The sequence below is a fragment of the Streptomyces sp. NPDC090442 genome, assembly GCF_044769405.1.
In the GTDB taxonomy this organism is placed as follows: Bacteria; Actinomycetota; Actinomycetes; order Streptomycetales; family Streptomycetaceae; genus Streptomyces.
In genome coordinates, this window is sequence record NZ_JBIVXW010000118.1 from 1 (window position 1) to 15,794 (window position 15,794).

Annotated in this window: 15 protein-coding genes and 1 pseudogene; 7 read left to right on the top strand and 9 right to left on the bottom strand. The window is 70.9% G+C overall.

The genetic code is table 11. From position 1 onward, the window contains the following. Positions 1-329 precede the first annotated feature (329 nt). The 5 genes from ACIQU6_RS41915 to ACIQU6_RS41935 all read right to left on the bottom strand — a co-directional run bounded on the left by ACIQU6_RS41915 (position 330) and on the right by ACIQU6_RS41935 (position 4,450). Positions 330-1,103 (bottom strand): succinate dehydrogenase iron-sulfur subunit, encoded by a 774-nt coding sequence (locus ACIQU6_RS41915; RefSeq protein ID WP_403487507.1) that lies wholly within the window; start codon positions 1,101-1,103, stop codon positions 330-332. After that, complete coding sequence (gene sdhA, locus ACIQU6_RS41920; protein ID WP_403487509.1) at positions 1,103-2,857, bottom strand: succinate dehydrogenase flavoprotein subunit; 1,755 nt, start codon at positions 2,855-2,857, stop codon at positions 1,103-1,105. Before sdhA ends, ACIQU6_RS41915 begins: the two co-directional genes overlap by 1 nt. 31 nt (positions 2,858-2,888) lie before the next feature. Then, entirely contained in the window at positions 2,889-3,368 is a 480-nt protein-coding gene (locus ACIQU6_RS41925; protein ID WP_274913738.1) for a succinate dehydrogenase hydrophobic membrane anchor subunit, read from the bottom strand. A gap of 8 nt (positions 3,369-3,376) precedes the next feature. Next, entirely contained in the window at positions 3,377-3,757 is a 381-nt protein-coding gene (sdhC, locus tag ACIQU6_RS41930; RefSeq protein WP_016574684.1) for a succinate dehydrogenase, cytochrome b556 subunit, read from the bottom strand. A gap of 183 nt (positions 3,758-3,940) precedes the next feature. After that, positions 3,941-4,450 (bottom strand): 2-oxo-4-hydroxy-4-carboxy-5-ureidoimidazoline decarboxylase, encoded by a 510-nt coding sequence (locus tag ACIQU6_RS41935; protein WP_403487527.1) that lies wholly within the window; start codon positions 4,448-4,450, stop codon positions 3,941-3,943. A gap of 394 nt (positions 4,451-4,844) precedes the next feature. Between ACIQU6_RS41935 and ACIQU6_RS41940 the strand changes: the two genes are divergently transcribed. The 3 genes from ACIQU6_RS41940 to ACIQU6_RS41950 all read left to right on the top strand — a co-directional run bounded on the left by ACIQU6_RS41940 (position 4,845) and on the right by ACIQU6_RS41950 (position 8,861). Then, positions 4,845-6,554, top strand: a complete 1,710-nt coding sequence (locus tag ACIQU6_RS41940) for a glycoside hydrolase family 20 protein (protein WP_403487512.1) — start codon at positions 4,845-4,847, stop codon at positions 6,552-6,554. 502 nt (positions 6,555-7,056) lie between these two features. Continuing rightward, positions 7,057-7,791 carry an RNA polymerase sigma factor gene (locus tag ACIQU6_RS41945; protein WP_403487514.1) on the top strand — a complete coding sequence of 245 codons (735 nt, stop codon included), beginning with the start codon at positions 7,057-7,059 and terminating at the stop codon, positions 7,789-7,791. Then, positions 7,791-8,861, top strand: a complete 1,071-nt coding sequence (locus ACIQU6_RS41950) for a hypothetical protein (RefSeq protein ID WP_403487516.1) — start codon at positions 7,791-7,793, stop codon at positions 8,859-8,861. Before ACIQU6_RS41945 ends, ACIQU6_RS41950 begins: the two co-directional genes overlap by 1 nt. A gap of 264 nt (positions 8,862-9,125) precedes the next feature. Here ACIQU6_RS41950 and ACIQU6_RS41955 read toward each other — a convergent pair whose 3' ends face one another. Further along, on the bottom strand, positions 9,126-9,491 hold the full coding sequence (locus ACIQU6_RS41955) for a peptidoglycan-binding protein (protein ID WP_403487518.1): 366 nt from the start codon (positions 9,489-9,491) through the stop codon (positions 9,126-9,128). A 100-nt stretch (positions 9,492-9,591) separates the two neighbouring features. On the opposite strand from ACIQU6_RS41955, the gene ACIQU6_RS41960 reads away from it, so the two are divergent. Next, positions 9,592-11,172 (top strand): methylmalonyl-CoA mutase, encoded by a 1,581-nt coding sequence (locus tag ACIQU6_RS41960; RefSeq protein WP_403487520.1) that lies wholly within the window; start codon positions 9,592-9,594, stop codon positions 11,170-11,172. Positions 11,173-11,227: 55 nt separating this feature from the next. Further along, positions 11,228-11,440: a hypothetical protein gene (locus ACIQU6_RS41965; RefSeq protein WP_383421051.1), complete on the top strand. Its 213-nt coding sequence runs from the start codon at positions 11,228-11,230 to the stop codon at positions 11,438-11,440. A 42-nt stretch (positions 11,441-11,482) separates the two neighbouring features. Here ACIQU6_RS41965 and ACIQU6_RS41970 read toward each other — a convergent pair whose 3' ends face one another. After that, on the bottom strand, positions 11,483-12,193 hold the full coding sequence (locus ACIQU6_RS41970; protein ID WP_403487522.1) for a FadR/GntR family transcriptional regulator: 711 nt from the start codon (positions 12,191-12,193) through the stop codon (positions 11,483-11,485). A gap of 189 nt (positions 12,194-12,382) precedes the next feature. Between ACIQU6_RS41970 and ACIQU6_RS41975 the strand changes: the two genes are divergently transcribed. Beyond that, a complete protein-coding gene (locus ACIQU6_RS41975; RefSeq protein WP_274913725.1) occupies positions 12,383-12,898 on the top strand; it encodes a gluconokinase in 516 nt (171 codons plus the stop codon). A gap of 243 nt (positions 12,899-13,141) precedes the next feature. After that, the gene (locus ACIQU6_RS41980; protein WP_403487524.1) at positions 13,142-14,539 is read left to right on the top strand and encodes a gluconate:H+ symporter; all 1,398 of its coding nucleotides are present in this window, start codon (positions 13,142-13,144) and stop codon (positions 14,537-14,539) included. 143 nt (positions 14,540-14,682) lie between these two features. On the opposite strand, the pseudogene ACIQU6_RS41985 reads toward ACIQU6_RS41980, so the two are convergent. Next, positions 14,683-14,914, bottom strand: a pseudogene (locus ACIQU6_RS41985) (DNA mismatch repair protein MutT); the annotation flags it as partial. A gap of 17 nt (positions 14,915-14,931) precedes the next feature. Then, complete coding sequence (locus ACIQU6_RS41990; RefSeq protein ID WP_403487525.1) at positions 14,932-15,654, bottom strand: GntR family transcriptional regulator; 723 nt, start codon at positions 15,652-15,654, stop codon at positions 14,932-14,934. Positions 15,655-15,794 lie beyond the last annotated feature (140 nt).

Sequence of the window (15,794 nt, forward strand, 5' to 3'; positions counted from 1 at the left end):
CTCCAACGGGAGGGGACGGGCCGGCGGGGTGGGGGTGCCAGACGTAAAGCGAAGCAGTCTGGCACCCCCACCCCGCAGGCCCGTCACCGCACCCCAACAGCCCCGCGCAGCGGACACATCGGCTCGTCCCGCGCAGCGGACCGGCCCGCGCCGCAGGCGCACAACAGCACCCCCACGGAGGGACAGACGGCAACGTGGGAAGCAGCCGGCCGCAGGCCCACGGCAACGTGGGAAGCAGCCGGCCGCAGGCCCACGGGGGAGGACCCCGCCCCCGTACGGAACGGGGGCGGGGTCCTCAAGAGGCCGTCAGGCCAAGGGGGTTCGAGAAATCAGAAGCGGCGGGTGATGAGCGCGCGCTTCACTTCCTGGATGGCCTTGGTGACCTCGATGCCGCGCGGGCAGGCGTCCGTGCAGTTGAAGGTCGTGCGGCAACGCCACACGCCGTCCTTGTCGTTGAGGACCTCCAGCCGCTGCTCGCCGCCCTCGTCGCGCGAGTCGAAGATGAAGCGGTGGGCGTTGACGATCGCCGCCGGGCCGAAGTACTGGCCGTCGTTCCAGAACACGGGGCACGAGGTGGTGCACGCCGCGCAGAGGATGCACTTGGTGGTGTCGTCGAACCGCTCGCGGTCCTCGGAGGACTGCAGCCGCTCACGGGTCGGCTCGTTGCCCGTCGTGATCAGGAACGGCATCACGTCCCGGTACGCCTGGAAGAAGGGCTCCATGTCGACGACAAGGTCCTTCAGCACCGTCAGGCCCTTGATGGCCTCGACGGTGATCGGCTTCTCCGGGTTGATGTCCTTGATCAGCGTCTTGCACGCCAGGCGGTTGCGGCCGTTGATCCGCATCGCGTCGGAGCCGCAGATGCCGTGGGCGCAGGAGCGGCGGAAGGTCAGCGAACCGTCCAGATCCCACTTGATCTTGTGGAGGGCGTCCAGGACGCGCTCCTTGGGATCGATCTCCAGCTGGAAGTCCTCCCAGCTGGCCTCCTCGGAGACCTCCGGGTTGAACCGGCGGATCCGGAAGGTGACCGTGATCAGGTGCGAGGCGGTGTTCTCGGCCGCGTCCAGCGCCGCGGAGTGCTTGTCGAGAGTGGGGGTGCTCATCAGTACTTACGCTCCATCGGCTGGTAGCGGGTCTGCACGACCGGCTTGTAGTCGAGCCGGATCGACTCGGAACCGTCGGCGCCCACCTCGCGGTACGCCATGGTGTGCCGCATGAAGTTGACGTCGTCGCGGTTGGGGTAGTCCTCGCGGTAGTGACCGCCGCGGGACTCCTTGCGGGCGAGGGCGGAGACCGCCATGACCTCGGCCAGGTCGAGCAGGTTGCCCAGCTCGATGGCCTCCAGCAGGTCGGTGTTGAAGCGCTTGCCCTTGTCCTGGATGGAGACGTTGCGGTAGCGCTCGCGCAGCTCGCCGATCTTCTCGACCGCGGTCTTGATGGTCTGCTCGGTGCGGAAGACCATGACGTTGGCGTCCATGGTCTCCTGCAGCTCCTTGCGGATCTCGGTGACCCGCTCGTTGCCGGTGGCCTCCCGCAGCCGCTCGACCTGCTCGACGACCAGCGACGCCGGGTCCTCGGGCAGCTCGACGAAGTCGGCGGTGGCGGAGTACTCCGCGGCGGCGATGCCGGCGCGGCGACCGAAGACGTTGATGTCCAGCAGCGAGTTGGTGCCCAGACGGTTGGCGCCGTGCACCGAGACGCAGGCGACCTCGCCGGCGGCGTACAGGCCCGGGACGACGGTGGTGTTGTCCGACAGCACCTCGCCCTCGACGTTGGTCGGGATGCCGCCCATCGCGTAGTGCGCGGTCGGCTGGATCGGGATCGGGTCCGTGTAGGGCTCGATACCGAGGTAGGTCCGCGCGAACTCGGTGATGTCCGGCAGCTTGGCGTCGAGCTGCTCCGGCGGCAGGTGGGTCAGGTCGAGGTAGACGTGGTCGCCCTCGGGGCCGCAGCCGCGACCCTCGCGGATCTCGGTGTAGATCGAGCGGGAGACGACGTCGCGGGAGGCGAGGTCCTTCATGACCGGCGCGTACTTCTCCATGAAGCGCTCGCCGTCCTTGTTGCGGAGGATGCCGCCCTCACCACGGGCGCCCTCCGTCAGCAGGATGCCCATCCGCCAGATACCGGTCGGGTGGAACTGGAAGAACTCCATGTCCTCCAGCGGCAGTCCGCGGCGGTAGACCGCGGCCTGGCCGTCACCGGTCAGGGTGTGGGCGTTCGACGTCACCTTGAAGAACTTGCCGGTGCCGCCGGACGCGTAGATGACCGACTTGGCCTGGAAGACGTGGATCTCGCCGGTGGCCAGCTCGTAGGCGACCACACCGGCGGACTTCTTGACGCCGTCGACCTCGGTGATCAACTGGTCCAGGACGTAGAACTCGTTGAAGAACTCCACGCCCTCCTTGACGCAGTTCTGGTACAGCGTCTGGAGGATCATGTGGCCGGTGCGGTCCGCGGCGTAGCAGGACCGGCGGACCGGGGCCTCGCCGTGGTTGCGGGAGTGACCGCCGAACCGGCGCTGGTCGATCCGGCCCTCGGGCGTGCGGTTGAACGGCAGGCCCATCTTCTCCAGGTCGAGGACGGAGTCGATGGCCTCCTTCGCCAGGATCTCGGCGGCGTCCTGGTCGACCAGGTAGTCACCGCCCTTGACGGTGTCGAAGGTGTGCCACTCCCAGTTGTCCTCCTCGACGTTGGCGAGGGCCGCGGCCATGCCGCCCTGGGCGGCACCGGTGTGGGAGCGGGTCGGGTAGAGCTTGGTCAGCACGGCGGTGCGGCTGCGCTTCGTCGCCTCGATGGCGGCGCGCATGCCGGCGCCGCCGGCGCCGACGATGACGGTGTCGTACTTGTGGATCTGCATGGGTCGTTACCTCAGTCCCTCAGCCCGGGGCCTAGCGGATGTTCGGGTCGAAGGTGAAGATCACCAGCGTGCCCAGAAGGACGGTGAACACCGTGGCGGTGTAGAGCAGCATCTTCAGCCAGAAGCGGGTGTTGTCCCGCTGCGCGTAGTCGTTGATGACGGTGCGCAGGCCGTTGGCCCCGTGCAGCATGGCGAGCCACAGCATCAGCAGGTCCCAGACCTGCCAGAACGGCGAGGCCCAACGGCCGGCCACGAAGGCGAAGCCGATCTTGGAGACGCCACCGTCGAGCACGAGCTGGATCAGCAGGTGGCCCAGGACCAGGACGACCAGGACGATGCCGGACAGCCGCATGAACAGCCAGCCGTACAGCTCGAAGTTGGTGCGGGTCGCCTTGGGCGACTTCGCGGTGCGCTTGCGGGGCGCCTCGATGACCGGGGCCGGGTTGTCCGCGTCGAAGAGCGCGACGTTCTCCGCGGCGGTGGCACCCGCGGTGGTGGATTCAGCAGACATCTCTCGCCTCAGCTCCCGAACAGCGTGCGCAGCGTGTGCTGGAGCACGGGGTAGAAGGCACCGGCCATCAGCACGACCCAGACACCGACAACGGTCCACAGCATCTGCTTCTGGTACTTCGGGCCCTTGGACCAGAAGTCCACCGCGATGACCCGCAGGCCGTTGAGCGCGTGGAAGAGGATGGCGGCCACCAGGCCGTACTCCATCACGTTGACGATCGGCGTCTTGTAGGTCGCAACGACGTTGTCGTACGCGTCAGGAGAGACGCGGACGAGAGCGGTGTCGAGGACGTGTACGAACAGGAAGAAGAAGATGAGGACGCCGGTGACTCGGTGAGCCACCCAGGACCACATGCCTTCCCGGCCGCGGTACAGCGTTCCAGCCGGCACGGAAGAACCCTCCGGGAGCGGGGACTAGGGCCGCGCCGGCTTCGTTGGTCGGTCGGGCCCGGCCGGGTACGGTCCACCGGCCGCTCGTCATCGTATCGACGCCCTGTCGGTTCCTCGCGCGGGGGGCCTTAGGTGTGATCAAACAGGCACCAACGGGCTATCACACAAGAAGGAAAGGGGCTATTACCGGCGAAATGCCGCAAGTTGGGCCAGTCTGGCGCGTGCCAGCCGCCGTAACGCGTCCGCGGCGACCGGTCGCTCCTCGTCCGGTTCGTGGGCGAGCTGGGTGCGGATGGCGTGCAGGGTCTGGTCCAACATCTCGTCGTCGCGGTGGCCGTCGAGGCAGATGACGAAGGCGTACCGGAAGCGACGCTCGTAGGCGGCGTGTGCGGCGCGCAGCGCGGTGTGCGCGGCGAGGGTGCCGGGACCGGGGCGGGCCGGCGGGAGCGGGGCGGGCGGTTCCTGGGCCAGCGCCCGGATCTGCTCGGTCGCGGTGAGGTCGTAGCCGGCCTCGTCGGCTGCGGCGAGCAGTGACTCGGCGTCGGGGTAGGGGCGGTGGGCGGCGATCCGCTCGGCCCAGCGGAGGCAGCCGCAGCAGGTCAACAGGGTTGCCACGGCGCGGGTGTGGGGGAGGGCGTTGAAGCGGGCGAGGCCGGCGGCCGCGGGCGGGGTGGGGTGGCTCTGCCAAGGTATGTCGCGCCGCGGCGCGGGCGCGGGCGGCCGGGTCAGCGGACGGGCGGCCGGAGTGTCACCGGACAGCGGGGGCTCCTCGGAGGGAGGGGAGGGGGAGAAGCGACTGACGGAAACTCAGTGGTGGGTGGGGCGAAACGGATGAAAAGTCTGATACGTACGGAGCTGAAGGCAGGTGTGGTGAATACGTCACATGAGGTGGCACCCGGCGATCGTCCGGCGGTCCACGCGCCCCGGAAGGGAGTGAGCGACGGCGAGGCCACGCTAACGACGCCCGCCGAACACTGTCCGACGGATGCGCGATTTTCACCCGGATGAGAGAGCTTTCGCGCGCCCGGTAGACGCCTCGCTCCGCGCACCAGGCAATACCTTCGCCCCGAAAAGTGAGGATTGCACGATGTCGAACCCGATGCGGCCGCCGCGTCCCCCGTGGCCCTCGGCCTCCCCACAGCCCCCGCTCCCGGCCCGGCCGGCCGTCGGACTGGGGTCCCGCCGCATGCTGTTGACCGCCCCGGTGCTGGCCGGCGCGCTGGTGCTCGGCGGCTGTTCCCAAGGAGCCAGCTCCCAGGCCCCGGGCGCCGCCCCCAGTTCCTCCAGCCCCGCCGCACCCGTCCCGAGCTGGGCCAAGGTGACCGGCCCGCCGCGCATCGTCCCGGCCGTACGGGAGTTCCGCCCGGCCGACGGAAACGGCTGGCGACCGACCAAGGGTGCCCGGATCGTGGTACCGGCCGGGGAGAAGAGCGCCGTCGCCGATGAGGCGCAACTTATGGCCAAAGATCTCGGTGGGCTGGCCGTGGTGTGGGGCAACCAGGAGGTCCGCCCCGGTGACATCGAGGTGAAGCTCACCGGAGGGGCTCGGGGCAAGCGTGCCAACAACGCCCCGGTGGGCAGCGCCGCCGACGAGTCCTACACCCTCACCGCCCGGGACACCCGGCTCACCCTCACCGCCCCCACCGACACCGGCGTCTTCAACGCCACCCGCACCGTCAAGCAGGCCGTCCGCACCGCCGGCGGCCTGCCCGAGGGCACCATCGAGGACCGCCCGGACCGGCCGCAGCGCGGCATGATGCTCGACAACGCCCGCAAGCCGTTCACCGCGGACTGGATCGAGGCCCGCATCCGGCAGCTCGCCGACCTCAAGCTCAACCAGCTCCAACTGCACTTCTCCGACGACCAGGGCTTCCGCATCCAGAGCGACAGCCACCCCCAGATCGTCTCCGCCGACCACCTGACCAAGGATCAGGTCCGCCACCTGATCAAGGTCGGGCAGAGCCTGCACGTCGCCCTCATCCCGGAGATCGACTCGCCCGGCCACCTCGGCGCCGTCCTCGACCACTATCCCGACCTCCAACTGCGCAACGCCTCCGGCAAGGTGCTCCGCGGCGCCATCGACATCTCCAAGCCCCAGGCCGGCGAGCTCGTCGACTCGCTACTGAAGGAGTTCGGCCAGCTCTTCACCGGCCCCTACTGGCACCTGGGCGGCGACGAGTACCAGGCGCTGATGGCCTCGAACCCCGAGGCGTCCTACCCGCAGCTCGCCAAGGCCGCCCGGGACAAGTACGGCTCCGGCGCCACCATCAAGGACCTGGCCACCGGCTGGCTCAACGACCGGCAGAAGACCGTCGAGGCCGCCGGCAAGAACCGGATCGAGGCGTGGAACGACGGCTTCTTCGAGGGCGGCAAGGTGGCCGCCGACAAGAACCGCACGGTCGCCTACTGGACCGGCAGGGAGATCGGCGCCCGCGAACCGGAGAGCTACCTCCGCGAGGGCCGCACGGTGCTCAACCTCAACGACGAGTTCCTCTACTACGTGCTCGGCGAGCCCAACGGCTTCACCTACCCGACCGGCGAGCGGATCTACAAGAGCTGGACCCCGCGCGTGCTGCGGCACACCTCGCCGGTCTCCGTACCGGAGTCCCAGACCGGCGCCGACCGCATCCCCGGCGGGCGGTTCGCGATCTGGTGCGACCACGCGCAGGCGCAGACCGCGCAGCAGATCGCGGACGGGATCAGGCTGCCGCTCGCGGCGCTGGCGCAGAAGACCTGGGACCCGCGGACCCCCGCGCAGTCCTGGCCGGACTTCAAGGCGCTGGCGAACCGGCTCTGAACGGCCGGGCGGAGGGGGACTGACGAAGACGGCCGGGGCCGCCACCCCCCACAGGAGAGGCCCCGGCCGTCGCTCGTGCGGGGCCCGCGACGGGCCCCTAATCGATACAGCGCCACCGGGCCGAAAAGCGTCACACGCGGTACGGGCCGGGGCACGGCCAGTGGTCTGGACGCGGGGCGGGAGGGGGCCGTAACGTGCCCGAACGCGCCGGTGGGTGCGCGGACCACCGCCGGTCAGAGGGGCGAAGAGCGGCCTGTTACCCGGGAGTTCGGGGGTGACCGGGCGCGCGCCGCGGCGGTGTGGCGTCCGCCGCAAGAAGTGGCCCGGGTGCCGGACACGGGGTCTGACCCGTTACGGTCAGCAGGAACGGCCCGACGGGGGGCGGCCGCGGCCGGACCGACCCGGTGCGCGACGGCCCCGGCGGACCGGGCGACCGACTCACAGCAAACGCATAGCGGCAAGGACCGGGCGGCGGGCATTCAGCGTGCGACAGGATGGACCCGTGCGAGGGGACGACATTCAGCCGGACGACGGACGGCTGACGGTTGCCGTGCAGGCGGCGCAGGATGGTGACGAGACCGGGTTCCGGCTCGTCTACCGCGCGATACACCCCCGGCTTCTCGGTTACGTCCGGACCCTGGTGGGCGAGGGGGACGCCGAGGACGTGGCCTCGGAGGCGTGGCTCCAGATCACCCGGGACCTGGCCCGCTTCGAGGGCGACGCGGACCGCTTCCGGGGCTGGACCGCGCGGATCGCCCGTAACCGGGCACTGGACCACATACGGATGCGCGGCCGACGCCCGGCCGTCGGCGGCGACGAGAGCGAACTCGCCGACACCCCGGCCGCGTCCGACACCGCCGGTGAGGCGCTGGAGGCGCTCGGCACCGGCCGCACCTTCCGCCTCATAGGCCGACTGCCGCAGGACCAGGCCGAGGCCGTGACGCTGCGGGTGGTGGTCGGGCTGGACGCCAAGAGCGCGGCGCAGGTGCTGGGCAAGCGGCCGGGCGCGGTGCGCACCGCCGCCCACCGCGGACTGAAGAAGCTGGCCGAACTGCTCGGGGAGGACGGCGGGGACGACGGTGACGGGGAGCCCCAAGGGGCGTCCGCCGGTTCGGGCAGGGGGAGCGGGACGGTGGGCGAGCTGCCCGTACAGGACCGAAGACACCGTGACGGTGTGCCGGATTCGTACGTACCAGGTGTGACGGAAACGGCCGCGCGAACGCAGAAGGACATGTGATGGCCGACGACCGGTACAGCTGGCTCGACAAGGACGCCGCGGAGCGACTGCTGCGCGGTGAGCCGGTCGGTTCCCAGGTCGGCGACGGCGCACGCGAACTCGAACAACTGCTGAAGGCCGCCGCGTCGGCCGGCTCCGGACGGACCGGAAGCGCCGCGCTGCCCGGCGAGGAGGCCGCGCTGGCCGCCTTCCGCCGGGCGGGCCACGGCCCCGACGCCCACCCGCGCGACCCCGTCGGCGGCGCGACGCTGCCCACCGTGCGCGCCGCCCGCGGCAACCGCCTCACCGAACGCATCGGCCTCGCCCGCCCGTTCAGACGCGGCTTCGCCGTCGCCCTCGCGGTCTGCGCGATCAGCGGCATCGCGGTCGCCGCCGGCACCGGCGTGCTGCCCACTCCGTTCCACGACAGCGAACCCGAGCCCGGCGCCAGCGTCTCGGCGGCCGAGACGCCCAGCACCTTCGAGACCCAGGAGCCGGCCACCACCACCGGCGACACCAACCCCACCCCGGACACCTCGCCCGGCGGACGGACCCCCACGCCCGGCGCCACCCCCAGCCCCGGCGACAGTCACGGCACCGGCCAGACGCCCGGCACCCCGTCGCCCAGCGCCAGCACCCCCGGCGACGACGCCGCACCGCTGCCGGACGACGGCGGTGGCAAGAAGAAGCTGCTGCTCGCCGTCTGCAAGAACTACGAGTCCGGCAAACGGGGCGACCTGGACCGCGACACACTGCGGCGCCTCGAAGCCAAGGCCGGCGGCCCGGAGCGGGTGCACGCCTTCTGCCGGCAGTACCTCTCCCAACTCGGCGCTCCCGGCGGCGGCTCGGGTGACAACGATGGCGCGGGCGGTGCCAACGGCGGCGACGGCCAGGGCGAGAACGGCGGCAACGGCGGCGGTGACCACCACGGCGGTGGCGGCGACGGCGACGAGGAGGGCGACTCTCCGCCCGCCGCCTCCCCCTCCGTGAGCCCCGAACCCGGCACCACCACCCCCGCGCCGACCCCGTCCTCGGCCCCCTCTTCCGCCGCCTCGACGTCTACCGGAACCCTTCCCACCGGTCAGGTGTGACGTTTTTTGACGCGGTGACGCAGTAAGAAATGAGCCGACTGGTCATCGGCGGCGCCAGGGCCGGGGTTCCCCCCGTACCCACGGCATGGCGCACCCGGCGCGGGCGGGGCACGTTCCCCCGGCCCTGCCCGCGCCGCTCTTTGTGCCCCTCTTTGCGCCTAAACCGGCGCCGCTCTCGCGGATGTGGTTGCTGTTCGTGGGGGTTGCTCGATTTTCGCTTCGGTCAGAGCCGGCTCTTCGTGGTGGGGCTGAGGGGTTTTCGTGTCAGTCGAAGTGCTTCCCTGGCTGATTTCTGGGGGTTCCCTGGTAGTGGAGCTCGTCGTGTTTGGGCTTGTGGGTGCGGGAGTTGAGGGCGGCGCGGTCCGCAGTGGTGTAGGCGCCGGTTTGGGGTAGGCCGGCCTGTTTTTGGAACGTGCGCAGCGCGGTGGCCGTTTCGGTGGCGTAGCGGCCCGTGGGGGTGTGGTCGAGAAGGTGCAGCTGGGCCAGGCGGGCCTGGAGGTCGCGGACGGCGGGGCCGTGCGCGCCGGGCGCCAGGAGGGGCGTGGCCCGCACCGGGTGACAGGCCGTCGCCAGGGTCAGTGCCGCCAGTGCCAGCAGTGCCGCCGGTCCGCTTCTCCCGCTTCGCCGCATGACGCACCCCCTTCCCAGCGGTGCGCGGGGGCGAACCTCCGGGCATGCTGTCCATACGGTGCAAACCCGTACTGTTCATCCGTTTGGAGGCGTAGGGGACATGGCGCGGTACAGCGAGAGCGGGCTGCCCATCGAGCCGGTGTACGGGCCGGCGGCGCTGGCGGGCTGGGACCCGGACGCCGCGCTGGGCGGGCCGGGGGAGTACCCGTACACCCGCGGGGTCTACCCGTCGATGTACACGGGGCGGCCCTGGACCATGCGGCAGTACGCCGGGTTCGGGACGGCCCGGGAGTCCAACGCGCGCTACCGGCAGTTGATCGAGCACGGGACGACCGGGCTGTCGGTCGCCTTCGACCTCCCGACGCAGATGGGCCACGACTCCGACACCCCGATCGCGGCGGGCGAGGTCGGCAAGGTCGGGGTGGCGATCGACTCCGTCGAGGACATGGAGGTGCTGTTCGGCGGCATCCCGCTGGGCACGGTCTCGACCTCGATGACCATCAACGCGCCGGCGGCGGTGCTGCTCCTGATGTACCAACTCGTCGGCGAGGAGCAGGGGGTGAAGGGGCACCAGCTCAACGGGACGGTGCAGAACGACGTGTTGAAGGAGTACATCGCGCGCGGGACGTACATCTATCCGCCGCAGCCCTCGCTGCGGCTGACCGCGGACATCTTCCGCTACTGCCGGGCCGAGATCCCCCGTTGGAACACCATCTCCATCTCCGGCTACCACATGGCGGAGGCCGGTGCCTCGCCCGTCCAGGAGATCGCCTTCACCCTGGCCAACGGCATCGCCTACGTCCGCACCGCGCTCGCCGCCGGGATGGACGTCGACGACTTCGCGCCCCGGCTGTCGTTCTTCTTCGTCGCCCGCACCACGCTGCTGGAGGAGGTCGCCAAGTTCCGGGCCGCGCGGCGGATCTGGGCGCGGGTGATGCGGGAGGAGTTCGGGGCGCGCGACCCCAAGTCGCAGATGCTGCGGTTCCACACCCAGACCGCGGGGGTCCAACTGACCGCCCAGCAACCGGAGGTGAACCTCGCGCGGGTCACCGTCCAGGGACTGGCCGCGGTGCTCGGCGGCACCCAGTCGCTGCACACCAACTCCTTCGACGAGGCGATCGCGCTGCCGACCGAGAAGGCGGCCCGGCTCGCGCTGCGGACCCAACAGGTGCTCGCGCACGAGACCGACATCACCGCCACCGTCGACCCGTTCGCGGGCTCGTACGCCGTCGAGGCGCTGACCGACGCGGTGGAGGAGGCGACGCTGGCGCTGATGGCGCGGGTCGAGGAGTTCGGCGGGGCGGTCGCCGCCATCGAACGCGGCTTCCAGAAGGACGAGATCGAGCGCAACGCCTACCGGATCGCCCGCGAGACGGACGCCGGCGAGCGGGTGGTGGTCGGCGTCAACCGCTTCCGGACCGACGAGGAGGAGCCCTACGAGCCGCTGCGGGTGGACCCCGCCATCGAGGCGCAGCAGGCCGAGCGGTTGGCGCGGCTGCGCGAGCGCCGCAACCGCACCGCGGTGGCCGCCGCGCTCGGCGCGCTGCGGAAGGCCGCCGAGGGCACGGACAACGTGCTCTACCCGATGCGCGAGGCACTGCGGGCCCGGGCGACGCTGGGCGAGGTGTCCGATGCGCTACGGGAGGTCTGGGGGACGTACGTGCCGACGGACGCGTTCTGAGGTCCGTGCCGGGTGCCGGGTGCGGGGCGCGGAACGCGTCCGCCAGACTGGTGGCATGTCCGCACCCCGACGCCACTGCCCCATCTGCACCCGAGAGATCGCCGTGGTCGGCGGCCGCTACGCCCGCCACGACCCCCCGGGGCGGCGGACCGGGATCGAGCTGATCTCCTGCCCGGGGTCGCGGCGGACCGCGCCGATGATGGCTCCCGCGGAGAAGCTCTTCGATCCGGAGGAGCCGCCGATGGCGGGGCAGCAGCCGCTGTTCTGACGCCGTACGGCCGGCCCGGGGCGCGGCGGTACGGGCGCCGAACTACGGTGCCAGCACGTCCAGTTCGGCCATCGCGCCGGTGGTGATCTCCCGGGTGAGGGCCTCCGCGCGGGCCGCGTCCCCGGTGCGGATCGCCTCGGCGACCTGCACGTGCAGGGTGACCGCGGCCGGGTCGGGGTCGGTGAACATCACATGGTGGTGGGTGCGGCCGGTCAGGACGGCGGCGACCACCTCGGCGAGCCGGGCGAACATCTCGTTGCCGGAGGCGCTCAGCACCACCCGGTGGAAGGCCATGTCGTGGACGAGGTAGGCGTCGAGCTGCTGGCCGCGTGAGGTGGCCACCATCCCCATGGCGTGCTCGGTGAGTTCGGCACACTGGGCGGGGGTGGCGTGCGCGGCGGCGAGGCCGGCCGCCACCGGTTCGACGGCCGAGCGCAGCACCGTCAGCGAGCGGAGCTGCCGGGGGCGGTCCCGGCCGGCCAGCCGCCAGCCGATCACCCGGGGGTCGTAGACGTTCCACTCCTCGGTCGGGCGGACGGTCACGCCCACCCGGCGCCGCGAGGCGACCAGGCACATCGACTCCAGGACCCGGACGGCCTCGCGGATCACCGTGCGCGAGACGTCGAACCGTTCGGCGAGCTCGTCGGTGCGCAGGACGGTGCCCGGCGGGTAGTCGCCCGCGGTGATCGCGGGTCCCAGGGACTCCAGCACGCGGGCGTGCAGCCCCTTCTCCCCGTTCCCGGTCTCTTCCATGGGCCAAGCCTACGATCTCGCTTCTCGGCCAATTAAGTATGACGTTTGCGTCACAAGGGCTTGAATACGTCGTACCTAATGGGTTTCAGTGGGGGCGCACGAGGTCGAAGAGGACAGCGTCATACCGATAACGCCGGAAACGGCAGTTTGGCGTGTAAGTCCTGCATACGAGGTATCGAGGTATTCGGGATGGGCAGCGCCGACGTCATCGTCGTGATGGGTGTGGCCGGGACCGGCAAGACGACGATCGGTCCGTTGGTGGCCGACGCCCTGGAGGTTCCGTACGCCGAGGGCGACGACTTCCACCCGCCGGCCAACATCGCCAAGATGTCGGCCGGCACCCCGCTGGACGACGCCGACCGCGGCCCCTGGCTCGACGCCATCGGCGCCTGGGCGCACGGGCGGGCCGGCCGCGGCGGAGTGGTCAGTTGCTCGGCGCTCAAGCGGTCCTACCGCGACCGGCTGCGGGCCGCCGCCCCGGGCGTGGTCTTCCTCCACCTCGCCGGCGACCGCGCGCTGATCGAGGCGCGGATGACCGAACGCAAGGGGCACTTCATGCCCACCGCCCTGCTGGACTCGCAGTTCGCCACGCTCGAACCGCTCGGACCGGACGAGGCCGGCGTGGCCGTCGACGTCTCCGGCACCCCGGAGGAGATCGCCGCCCGCGCGGTCGCCGCCCTGCGTCACCCCGCGCCGGCCGCGTAGCCCAGCGGCCTGCGCACCCCTCGACCGAGGGCCTCAACACGCCCCCGAGCGGGCCCCGTTGGGACCCCGATCGAGGACCTGAGACCAACTCCCCGCGGCCGGGCCCCCACCCCCCTCCGGGGCCCGGCCGCCCCCTCTCCCCTTCCCGCCCTTCCCCTCTACCCCCCAGCCAGGGGAACCGCCGACCAAGGGAACGCCAACCAGGGAACCGTCCTTCCCCTCCTTCCAACCAAGGGAATCGCCGTGCCACATCTCAGCGTTGAGATGCTCGCAGCGGACGCGACCGCGCCCATCACCTCGGCCGGTCACGCCCAGCTCGGCATCGCCGTCCTGGCGGGTATCGCCGTCATCGTCCTGCTGATCACCAAGTTCAAGCTGCACGCCTTCCTGTCGCTGATCATCGGTTCGCTGGTGCTCGGCGCGGTCGCCGGTGCGCCGCTCGACAAGGCCATCGCCAGCTTCTCCACCGGGCTGGGGACGACGGTCGCCGGCACCGGCGTGCTGATCGCGCTCGGCGCCGTCCTCGGCAAGCTGCTCGCCGACTCCGGCGGCGCGGACCAGATCGTCGACACGATCCTGGCGAAGGCCGGGCGACGGGCGATGCCCTGGGCGATGGTGCTGATCGCCGGGATCGTCGGGCTGCCGATCTTCTTCGAGGTCGGCATCGTGCTGCTGATCCCGGTGGTGCTGCTGGTCGCCAAGCGCGGCAACTTCTCCCTGATGCGGATCGGCATCCCGGCGCTGGCCGGCCTCTCCGTGATGCACGGGCTGATTCCCCCGCACCCCGGCCCGCTCGCCGCGATCGACGCGGTCAAGGCCAACCTCGGCGTCACGCTGGCACTGGGCGTCGTCGTCGCCATCCCCGCGGCGATCATCGCCGGCCCGCTCTTCTCCCGTTACGCGGCCCGGTGGGTCGACATCGCCCCGCCGGAGAAGATGATCCCGCAGCGCACCTCCGACGACCTGGAGAAGCGTCCCGGCTTCGGCATCACCGTCGCCACCGTCCTCCTCCCGGTCGTGATGATGCTCGCCAAGGCCCTGGTGGACGTCGTCGTCGACGACCCGAAGGACTCCCTCCAACGGGTCTTCGACGTCGTCGGCTCGCCGCTGGTCGCGCTGCTGACCGCCGTGGTCGTCGGGATGTTCACGCTCGGCCGGGCGGCCGGCTTCACCCGGGGCCGGATCGCCTCCACCGTCGAGTCCTCGCTCGGCCCGATCGCCGGCGTGCTGCTGATCGTCGGAGCCGGCGGCGGCTTCAAGCAGACGCTGGTGGACTCCGGCGTCGGCCAGATGATCCTGGACATCTCCAAGCACTGGAACATCTCCACGCTGCTGCTGGCCTGGCTGATCGCGGTCATCATCCGCCTGGCCACCGGCTCCGCCACGGTCGCCACCATCTCGGCCGCGGGCCTGGTCGCCCCGCTCGCCGCCGAGATGAGCACCACCCACGCCGCCCTCCTCGTCCTCGCCATCGGCGCCGGCTCCCTCTTCTTCAGCCACGTCAACGACGCCGGCTTCTGGATGGTCAAGGAGTACTTCGGCATGGACGTCGGCCAGACCCTGAAGACCTGGTCCCTGATGGAGACCCTGATCTCGGTCGTCGGGATCGTGGGGGTGCTGCTGCTCTCGCTGGTCGTCTAGCGGAGTCCGCGGTTGCCGCGGACGTGACGCCGCCGCGGGGACGCGAACGAGCCCCCACCGACCGCCCCAAGAGGCGGTCGGTGGGGGCTCGTTGGTGTTGCGCGGTCGGTCGGCCGGTCGGTCGTCGGTCGGCTGCTACCCCAGGTGAAGCACACGGTGAACTGCCGCCGTGCCTCCCCGTCGCCGTACGCGATGACGTGCCGCGGATCGGTGTACGTACCGACGAGTCCCCACGGGCCGTCGTCGGTCCGGCGCCGGAGCAGAATGTGCCCCGCGCCGTCTGTGACGACGGCGGACGCGACGACGACCAGGGTTTTCGGGCGCGGGGGCGTTGGGGTCGTCGTGGGGCTGGGTTCGGGGCGTGTCTTCGGACACCTTCCGTCCCGACGGCCTCAGGGCTGGTACTCGTACCCGATCGTGAAGCGGGGCGGTAGGCACCATTCGCCGTACTCGATGATGCCGTTGGCGTCCGACCAGCGGTGTGCGCCCGCCAGGATGGGGGAGCCCACGGGGAGAGCCAACGCGCTTGCCTCGCGTGCGTCCGCGGGGCGGGCGTGCAGATCGTCCCTGGCGTGCGTGATGGTGCGTCCCGTGGCCTCCAACACCTTGGCGGACAGGCCGTGGTTGCGCCCGGGCGCGGTGTTCAGCAGGTCGGGCACGAGGGCGGCGAACGGCGCCGGGTACCACGTCACCGCGAAGACCGTCCGGGTTTTGCCCCGTCCCGCCAGCCACTCCCGGCGCACCACCTGATCTCCCGTGTCCAGATCGAAGATCTCGGCGATGTAGAGGGGTGGGGCGATCAGTTCCGCGGCCGTGACCCGGCTCGTCTCGCCGTCCGCGAGGATCGATTTCACGCGCTGCACCCTGTCGAGCCGGTCGCGTCCCGACAGGGTCCACACCGGGTCGTCGGCGACGTACGTGCCTCGGGGGGTGGTCCGGATGTACCCCTCCACCTGGAGCGCTTGGAAGGCACGGGACACCGTGGCGGCGGCCACCTGCCACTGCCCGGAGATCTCCCGGTTCGTGGGGAGCTTCGCCCCCAGTTCCAGATCGCCCGACAGGATCCGCTCCCGGAAGTGATCAGCGATCTTCGTGAATGTTTTCGGACCGGCCATCTCCCTTGCTCCTCACGCGAGTTGAGAACCGATTCCACTCAGCACACTAGGAGTTGTCTTCAAATGTCACGCCCACATCAGGAGCGCTGCGAGGGTGATGGCTGCTTGGTAGGACTCGGCTGTCTTGTCGTAGCGGGTGG

Excerpts from the sequence above, each read along its gene's own strand:
- ACIQU6_RS41915 (WP_403487507.1), bottom strand. The coding sequence starts at position 1,103 with ATGAGCACCCCCACTCTCGACAAGCACTCCGCGGCGCTGGACGCGGCC.
- sdhA (WP_403487509.1), bottom strand. The coding sequence starts at position 2,857 with ATGCAGATCCACAAGTACGACACCGTCATCGTCGGCGCCGGCGGCGCC.
- ACIQU6_RS41925 (WP_274913738.1), bottom strand. The coding sequence starts at position 3,368 with ATGTCTGCTGAATCCACCACCGCGGGTGCCACCGCCGCGGAGAACGTC.
- ACIQU6_RS41940 (WP_403487512.1), top strand. The coding sequence starts at position 4,845 with ATGTCGAACCCGATGCGGCCGCCGCGTCCCCCGTGGCCCTCGGCCTCC.
- ACIQU6_RS41950 (WP_403487516.1), top strand. The coding sequence starts at position 7,791 with ATGGCCGACGACCGGTACAGCTGGCTCGACAAGGACGCCGCGGAGCGA.
- ACIQU6_RS41955 (WP_403487518.1), bottom strand. The coding sequence starts at position 9,491 with ATGCGGCGAAGCGGGAGAAGCGGACCGGCGGCACTGCTGGCACTGGCG.
- ACIQU6_RS41960 (WP_403487520.1), top strand. The coding sequence starts at position 9,592 with ATGGCGCGGTACAGCGAGAGCGGGCTGCCCATCGAGCCGGTGTACGGG.
- ACIQU6_RS41965 (WP_383421051.1), top strand. The coding sequence starts at position 11,228 with ATGTCCGCACCCCGACGCCACTGCCCCATCTGCACCCGAGAGATCGCC.
- ACIQU6_RS41970 (WP_403487522.1), bottom strand. The coding sequence starts at position 12,193 with ATGGAAGAGACCGGGAACGGGGAGAAGGGGCTGCACGCCCGCGTGCTG.
- ACIQU6_RS41975 (WP_274913725.1), top strand. The coding sequence starts at position 12,383 with ATGGGCAGCGCCGACGTCATCGTCGTGATGGGTGTGGCCGGGACCGGC.
- ACIQU6_RS41990 (WP_403487525.1), bottom strand. The coding sequence starts at position 15,654 with ATGGCCGGTCCGAAAACATTCACGAAGATCGCTGATCACTTCCGGGAG.